3 protein-coding genes are annotated in these 9,461 nt (G+C 46.5%); all 3 read left to right on the forward strand.

Features of this window, described 5'->3' with window-relative positions; genetic code table 11:
- Positions 1 to 2: 2 nt before the first annotated feature.
- A complete protein-coding gene (locus ACJ751_RS03440; RefSeq protein ID WP_407743975.1) occupies positions 3 to 2,090 on the forward strand; it encodes a fibronectin type III domain-containing protein in 2,088 nt (695 codons plus the stop codon).
- Positions 2,091 to 2,099: 9 nt separating this feature from the next.
- A complete protein-coding gene (locus ACJ751_RS03445; protein ID WP_407743976.1) occupies positions 2,100 to 5,324 on the forward strand; it encodes a SprB repeat-containing protein in 3,225 nt (1,074 codons plus the stop codon).
- 28 nt (positions 5,325 to 5,352) lie between these two features.
- On the forward strand, positions 5,353 to 9,461 hold a 4,109-nt coding region (locus ACJ751_RS03450), incomplete at its 3' end, for a hypothetical protein (RefSeq protein WP_407743977.1).

Raw genomic sequence — 9,461 nt, forward strand, 5'->3', positions numbered from 1 at the left:
CTATGAAACGCCTGATAATATTGTTTTTTACAGGGCTGCTATGCGCCACCGGCGCGCTTGCGCAGCGTGGCAGCCAGGCCACCACACAAATAAAAATGATAGCAAGGCCCGACAGTACGGGTCGTGCCATACGATTACGATGGGCTGCTACCAATGTGGCTTTATGGAAGCTCTCCAATCAATATGGTTTTATCCTGGAACGTTATACGGTATTGCGTAATAAACAGATGCTCGATAAACCTGAACGCAAGGTGCTGAATGCAGGGCCTATCAGATCGAAGCCGCTTACAGCATGGGAGGACCTGGCAAAGAAAGATCAGTTCGCAGCTGTAATGGCGCAGGCTTTGTATGGCAGCGACTTCCAGGTTGGCGGTAACGACTCCAAAGGCGTTAGCCGCATCATCAGCCAGTCGCAGGAAGCGGAGCAACGGTTCAGCTTTTCGCTGTTTGCAGCAGATATGAGTTTTGAAGGAGCGCAGCTGGCAGGCTGGGGATGGGTTGATAATGATATTAACCCTAATGAAAAATACCTGTACCGGCTTACAACCGCTGTGCCAGTAAATCTCGCAAAACCCGATACGGCAAATGTATATATTGGTGCTGAAAATTATGAGCCCTTACCACCGGTGCAGGATATAAATGCACAGTTTGGCAACCGCACGGTTATGCTGGCCTGGGATTACAACCGCGTAAAGACATATTATACTTCGTACTATGTTGAAAAGTCGGAAGACGATGGCCGCACCTTCCACCGCTTGTCGAACGTGCCGGTGAGCAACCTGAATGAAAAAGATAAACGTTCTTCAGGCAACATGTACTTCACCGATACCTTGCATGAGAATGGGGTTTCTTATCGGTATCGCGTTCGGGGTATCAACCCGTTTGGAGAATCGGGCCCGCCATCGGCTGTGATAAAAGGACAGGGCGCCAATATGCTTCCTTTTGTGCCGGGTATTCAATCGGCTTATGCAGATGATAAAGGCATGTTGCAAATGCAATGGTTTTTTGAGGAAAAGGCAAATGCATTGATCAAAGGTTTTCAGATCAGCAGAGCCGACAATGCTGCAGGACCATACAAGATCTGGCTCGATAATATTGATGCTGCAAAGCGAACGCTTACCCTCAAAAAAGCGGTTGGTGACCCGGGATATTTTACTATAACCGCTGTGGCGAAAGAAGGCGAAGGTCGTACCTCTTACCCGGTACTGGTTCAGCCTATTGATTCTATTGCACCGGCCATACCCACCGGACTGAAAGCGGTTATCGATTCCAATGGCGTGGTAACGCTAACCTGGGATAAGAACACCGAACGCGATCTGATGGGGTATAAGATCTACCGCGCTATGAAGAAAAACGAAGAGGCCGTTCCCCTTATTGATTCCGTATGGCGGGGTAATAAATTCCGCGACAAGCTCAGCCTTAAGCTGCTGAATAAAAAAGTATACTATGCCGTTTCAGCACTCGATAAACGGTTTAACCAGAGCGCGCCTACGGAGCTGGTAGAATTAAAAAAGCCTGAAATCATTCCGCCTTCTGCGGCCGTGATCACTAAATATAAAGTAGCCGGTAACATGGTTACATTAAACTGGATGAATAGTGCTGATGAAGATATTGCTGCACACATCCTGTACAGGAAAGCAGCAGCCGACAGTAGTTACAGTATTGTACAACAGTTTACCGGTAAAAGTTACAATACTTATACAGATACGATACGAGGCGCTGCCGGAACATACAGCTACTATATAGCGGCAAAAAGTGAAGGCGGGCTTACCACCGCCTCTGAACCCCTTGGTGTTACGGTTGCTGTGGCAACCGGGGCTTTACAGCTCACCCGGTTATATGCTTATCCCCAGCCTGAACAAAAAAGGATAGAGGTGGTGTGGGACGATGAAATGAAACAGGTGGTCAATTACCAGGTGTATAAATCATCAGGTACTGGCGCCATGACTTTATATAAAACAGTGCCGGCCGGGCAAAAAGGTTTATACGATACCGGCATACAGGTAAATACCACCTACCAGTATGCGGTTATGGCGGTACTGGCCTCCGGCGCTTATAGCGAAATGAAAAAAGTATCGGTTAATTATTAACAGGTTTTTATGAGAATACGAGTATTGCTCCTGAACACTGTTCTGTTGCTGACAGCAGTATCTGCAACGATGGCGCAACCAAAGTATAAATTGAGAATGCACACAAGAGTATGGTGTCCTTATAAAAGTTACCGAAATACATGTTCTGGTAATCAATACAAGGCAAATGGATATTTTGTTAGCCCCACACAAACCAGGGAGATTGCCCATACTGATCAGTTTGGTGACGGTTCCTGGGGATACAGCATGATGTATATGGGATCAGACTGTGATACCAACCCCTACGAGTATTGGGATTCTACCACTTTTGACGTAACGCAGCTATTAACACGTGTTCATTTATATAGCAGTAGCGATGAATGGGCAGGTTCCGCAGGAGATAAACACTGTTCCAATGATTGCACAACGAATAAAGACTGGCTATTTGCTGGTTGGTATGAAACTAACGGCTATTTTTACAGCCAACACCCTACGCCATCCGATTGTTATGGCAGTAATGCCGAGATCTGGATCATGCCGGAAAAAATAGAGCTTACACTGGCCGATCAACTTCAAAACTTTTTACCAAGCTCCGATAACATTACTCTCTTAGCTACTCCCGGTTATCCTGCCCCTGTGTACCAATGGCAATACAATGTGGGCGGCGCCGGTTGGAATAATTTTCCGGCATCAACCAATACATTTGGTAAAAGCACCATTAGTATATCTGGTTACGATCTGTTGGGCGCTGATTTTGATAAGATAGCCATTGATAAAAAAAATGTCACTATCCGCGTGTCCCCGGTCGATTATTGTACGACGAACGAGGTAACATTAACGCCCACTATCCCTTGTCCACATATCATTTCAGTAACGCCTTTTCCTAACAAATGTTTTGGCGTAAAGGATGGTACGCTCACCGTTCAATTCGACCGGCAGCTGTATTCGGGTGAAACCCTGAACATAATACTGAGTGATAATTTGTATCAGAATGAAACGGCAAGCCCGCCTTCCCTGGAAGCCGGCAATACCTATACTTTCCCGGCTATATTGGGTCCCGGAAATTTTACGATAAAACTGCTCGGCACATACAACGGAGTTTCCTGTTATAACGGCGATCCACGTCACACCGGTACAGCAGCTTTTTCAGGCCCTACGGCGGTAAGTTTTTCCAATACCACAAGGAATGTATACTGTTACGGCGGCGCCGATGGAACAATAGTTTTAAATGCATCGGGGGGTGTTGGTAATTATGCTGCGGGGTATAAACAAGTACAGGATGATACGTATACCTGGACTGGTTTTGGTTCGCCAGGCCAACATACCATCACGGGCCTCGATAGCGGCGTTTACCAACTTAGAATATACGATGGTAATAACTGTATTATGAAAGATGGGGCAGGTAATGAAGTGGTTCAAACGGTAACCATTACCCAGCCTGCGGAGCCTGTTCAGGTCGATTACAGGCAAACAACCGATCCGCTGGCTTTTGGCTACACTGATGGCAGCGCCATGGCAATTATTATAGGAGGTTCTCCTGTTAACGGCAATAGTTATGATATAGCCTGGACAGACAGCACTACCGGTTCGGTATTAAGTACGGTGACCAATAGCACGAATCCATTCACTACCACGTTAGGGCAAATAGGCGATGGAACTTATATCGTAACGGCCACAGATGCCAACTATGCACTGGCATCGGGCGCCCATGCAGCTGGCTGTATAGTGGCCGATACGCTTCATTTGCATCAGCCTCCGCCATTAACGGTTACCGTAGAAGAACATCTTTATGTTTCGTGTAAAAACGCCAGCGATGGTGAATTGTATTCGAAGGCGAATGGGGGTATTCAAATACCTTCAAAACGATATATCTATCAGTGGTATCGTAATGATAATGGCGGTTGGACGAGCATTGTACAGACTGACAGTTTTGCTGTAAAACTTACTGCCGGTACCTATAAAGTAAAGGTTACCGATAAAAATAATATCAGCCAGGAATCATTATCCTTTGTACTTACAGAGCCCAATTTATTGACGCTTGGATTAACCAGTACGCAGGTAGCTTGCAGCGGAGGAAACGATGGAACGGCATCTGCGGTGATCGCTGGTGGTACAATTCCATATAGCATTGCATGGAGCAATGGCGCAACTACCCAGAATATCACAGGATTAACAACAGGAAATTATCTGGCGTATGTAAACGATGCCCGTGGCTGCCAAACCCAGCAACAGGTAAAGGTAACCACGCCTAATCCCATTATTGTAAATAACCCGGTAGTTATACAACCCGTATGTGCCGGTTATTGTAATGGCGCCATTAGTTATACCGTGTCGGGTGGAACAGCACCTTATAGTTATCAATGGAGTAATGGCAGTACTGCACAAACGCAAACCGCCTTGTGTGCCGGTGCTTACTCCGTAAAGATCAGTGATGTGAAGGGGTGTTCTGAACAGCATACATTCAATTTGCTGGACCCCTTGCCGCTTACTGTAGCGTTGGGCCCCGATCGTACGCTATGTGCTGGTCAGGCCTGGGTTGCTGATGCAGGCATCGCCGATGCGAATGCGGTTTACAGTTGGAGCGGCGCCAATGGATTTACTGCCAGTACGGCAAGCGTATCACTAACCGAGCCAGGCAAGTATAATGTACAGGTAACAGATAGTAAAGGGTGTAAAGGAAGTGGCAGTATAAGCATCGGTAGAAGCGCTGCTTCGGTGGCTGCAGAATTCGTTAGCAGTACGCAGGCGTTTAAAGGCGAAAAAGTAACCTTTATAAATATCAGCCAGCCCTGGCCCGAAACTACGGAATGGCTGGTACCCACAGGTAACGTTACGGTAACACGACGTACAGACACCCTTATCGAATTGCAATTTAATGAAACCGGTACCTACCGGGTAGGAATGCGTTCGGGCGTGGGCAGCTGCACCAAAGAATACAGCAATAACATAACCATTGTAGAAGGGCAATCGTTCGATAGTCCCGGTTCTACATCCACCGATCCTTTTGTGATTGATTTTACGTTGGCCCCGAATCCAAGCAAGGGAGAATTTACTGTTACTGTTGGTTTACGGGAGACGGCCGACATTAGTCTGCGTCTCATTAATCTGCAGTCCGGCGCTATAATTGATCAGCAGCGGAAAAGGGGCAGTAACAAGTATACGGTCCCGTATAAAATAAATGTAATAAGCGGTGTGTATGCGCTTATGCTTGAAACGGCAAAAGATACCCGCATCCTCAGAGTGTTGATATTGTAAAAAAAGGCATAGCTCAAAAGCGTATATAATGTTAGTTACCCTATATAAGAAAACGATAAGCAGGTTATTGATTGTAACGGCCTGTTTATTCCTCGGGCAGTTGGTTAATGCACAGCAGTATCCGGTACAAATAGTACCTCAGTTGTTGCCGCCTTATACTTTAAATGTAAGTGACTATTACAATGGCACCAGTGAAAAGCTGGTGTTGTTGCTAACCAATACCGATTTAAACAAGCCCACTTTGCAGGTGCGTTTACGAATGAGCATCCAGGGTCAGTCGGCCAAACTGATCAGCCGGGATGCTTATTATCCGCCCATTAGCCTCGATGGGGGTATTGCCACGCGCATCAGCTTATCAGATCTGGCGCCTTATTTCAATGCCGACAATCTTATATTCGAGGGCATCACCCGTGCGCAATATGTGCAAAGCGGTAAGTTGCCCGAAGGGTTCTATCAGTTTTGCTTTGAGGCCATAGAGGTTAATTCAGGCCAGGTAGTTGGCCGCAGCAGTTGCGCCATGGCCTGGATCAGTTTGAGCGACCCGCCTTTACTGAATTTGCCCAGAACGGCAGAAAGTATTGTTTATAAAGATCCGCAAAATATCATCTTCCAATGGACGCCACGTAATTATAACAGTCCAACCAGTGCCTTCAATACAGAATATGAATTCTCGCTTGTAGAAATATGGGACAATGGCCTGGCGCCGGAAGCAGCTTTTGGTACGGCTCAACCGCTGTACCGCACTACCACGCAGGCAACTACTTTGTTATATGGCCCCGGCGAACCTTTGTTGTTATCGGGGCACAGGTATGCCTGGCGGGTACGTGCCCAACAAACCAATGGGTCCTCCGGCTCTGATGCCTGGCGTAACAACGGATACAGTGAAATATTCTGGTTTAACTGCCAGAATAATTGTGCCGCGCCAATAAATGTGCAGCATGAACTAAGTGGCGGGCGTGCCACCATCACGTGGTCATCTAATCCAAACCAAAGCAGTTTTACGGTTGACTATCGTGAAAAAGGGCAGGACGGTGCTACCTGGTATAATTCCCCTACCACGGCTAACCGCATGATGTTATACGACCTGAAAAAAGACAAGACCTACGAATACCGGGTTGGCGGCACCTGCGATAATGGCATTACTTATACATACAGCGATATTAAGACGCTGGTGATGGCTGGTACCGATGATGCTGCAAATTCCAGTTGCGGCATGTTGGTGGCAGAGCCAAATATTGCAAACCGTACACCCATTCAAACCCTGCTCACGGGCGATGTGATAACAGTAGGTGATTTCCCTGTAAAACTATTACAGGTAAGCGGACAGGGTAATTTTACCGGCGCGGGTTATGTAACAGTGCCTTTCCTGGGTCAAAGCCGGGTAAAAGTTCGGTTTACCGGTATAACGGTTAATACCGATAAGCAGCTGATCGGGGGTATTATAGAAACAACGTATGACGCTAAGGAATCGCAAATAGGCAACCTTGACAAGGTAATAGATGGCGGTGGTGGCGTTGGCATTGTGGTTAGGGGAGTAGATACTGCTGGCTATTATATAGATATGGTAATACCCGATGCCAAAAACATCAATGTAGAATTAACCACCAAAACTGACAGTTCAGGAAATACCGTATCTGCGGGAGGCGCAACTTTAACCGTTACAGGTAGTGATGGAACGGTGAAGCAGGTGAAGGTAGATGAATTGCCGGCCACCATAAAGGATAAGAACGATACCGTTTACGGAGTTGATAAAGATGGCAAAGTTTCGAAGATCGGTTCAAGCGAGGTGATGAATATGACACCGGCAGAATTGAACTCGATAAAAACCGATAAGGCCGTTGTTAAGTTTGTACCACATGAACATCAGCTATATGCATTCGATGAATACCAGCCGGTATACAACGCTAGTGTGCAGTTCAGAGAAGAATACGAAAAGCTGAATGATAATTATTATGTTAGCAGTAAGGCGATCGTAGAAGCGAAGAGCGATGTAATAAAAGCGGTGGTGCAAATAAAGGATAACAGCATTCTCGCCGACAGCATTCGCTTTGTAACCGGTAAAGGAACCCGGTATGAGAGCAAACTTCTTTCAGACAGTACTAGTTGGGAAATAAAGATCGTGGGCGGCCCTGCCGCCGATGCGCAGGAATTGTATGCGCTGTATCCGCAGGGCGGCGGTAAATACCTGTCGCTTGGTAAGTTGCTTATAGCTTCCTACCCTGAGCGGACCTTTAAGGTGGTGTTGGTGCCGGTAAATGAAGCAACGGTTAACAAAGATCTCATAAGCAGCCAGCTCAATAAAATTTATAATGCTGTAGGGGTCACCTTCCAGGTAACGCAGGATGAAAAACCATTCAACGACAATAGTTGGGATATAAACAATGATGGTGATCTGGCTGTATCGGGAAGCGGCTGGTTATCGACCCTTACCGATGAAATGAAGGCGTTGAACAACGCGTATAGCAGTGCGCGTACGGTTCAGCAGGATGCGGTCTATTTGTTTGTATTGAAGGGAAGCGATAGTACCAGCGCCCTGCTCGGTGATATGCCGAGAGGAAAACAATTCGGTTACCTGTTTAACGGTGCTGATGGAAAAGTGGCTGCCCATGAAATTGGCCACGGATTGTTCAAGCTGAAACACGTGTTCGATAACGACTATGGTTTCAAAATGGGCGAACTGCCATCGAATGTAATGGATTACCCGAACGGTGACCTTTTCACCAAATACCAGTGGAACCAGTTGTATAAGCCTGGGGTGGTGATCGGGTTGTTTGATAAGGATGGGGATGGGCAGAGCGCGAACGTTAAAGCGGATGACGAATTGGCTTTCTCTTTACCCGCCAGTTTGTATTATCAGCCAACATCGAAGGAAAGGACGTTTATGTCGCCAGGCGGTAAACTGGTGGTATTCCCTGCAGGTGACGATCTTAAAGACCTGCGATTTAAAATGTGTGAAAAGGATGGACCATCTACTTATCCTTTGGGTTGTTTGCTTGAATTTACGTGGAGGGGTGTCAGGTATGGACACCTATATCTCAAAAGCAATGAGGTATTCTGTCATTATTCAAGTAAAGACAATATTGCAAAATACCAGAAATCAAACCCGATTGACGATAAAATTCTTGATAGAGTAAGTTTTGATTATACCGGACTAGCCGCAGGTCAATCATATAATGCCCTGGTAATATTCCAGCATCCCGATCAGGTGAGCAAAGCGCTGAAAAGTGTAGTGCCTATAAAATATGATGGAACAACAAAAGGCAATGCGAATGACAGTAAAAACGGCTCCATATATCAACCTGACGTAATAAAGCGGCCCGAAGCCACGATTATCGACATGGCATTGCCTACGCCTTGTACCGGTGCGTACGACGAGTTGCTGAAAGGATTGCTTGATGATGATGCTATAGGGCAGTTGAAAACACCCGAAGCCACTGATTTTGTAGCGGCTCATACTACTACAGCCGATGAGCTCAGAAACAAGATCGTAAAAAATATAGGATACTACATCGACAAGCTTGGAAGCGCCCTGTACAAGCAAATGAAGGAAGAGAGCCTGAACATGCCGCTGGAGACCGGGGGCGATCGGGCCTACCTTGATTATCTGGGCTACTTAAAGAGCTTCTGGGAAACGATGGAGAAATCAGGCACTGATGCCGCAAAGGTCACCAACCCTGAATTGTTAGTGGACTATTACTGGAAAAAGTATAGTCAGTTCAAGTCTTTAGATGAGTATACCCGTGCCTGGAAGGTGGAGGACAGATTAAAAGTACTTAATACCCTGGTCAAGGACGATATGGCTGCCGGCGGTAACTTCTGGGCCTATATGATTGAAGAAGCCGGCTGGTACAACAGTGGCTTTGGAATGGAAGACTTTGCGATCTCCATTGTTAAAAATACACCTGAAGCCGACAGGGAGACGTTGCTTAACGGATTGTTGAAAGATTCACTGCTGGTTAAACTGATCTCGCATATTGACAACGCGGGGTTGGGCGCCAATAACTTTGACAACCTGTTCACCCACATTATTGAGTGGTCAACGAAGAAAATAAAAGATAACCCTGTAACGATGGCGGAGCTTACCAGCCAGAAAGGGGTTTATTTGTGGAAGACAACCTTCTTTACAAACAGCCCATC

It is taken from the genome of Niastella sp., assembly GCF_045805085.1.
In the GTDB taxonomy this organism is placed as follows: Bacteria; Bacteroidota; Bacteroidia; order Chitinophagales; family Chitinophagaceae; genus Niastella.

Coding starts and splice junctions, on each gene's coding strand:
- ACJ751_RS03445 (WP_407743976.1), top strand. CDS start 2,100: ATGAGAATACGAGTATTGCTCCTGAACACTGTTCTGTTGCTGACAGCA.
- ACJ751_RS03440 (WP_407743975.1), top strand. CDS start 3: ATGAAACGCCTGATAATATTGTTTTTTACAGGGCTGCTATGCGCCACC.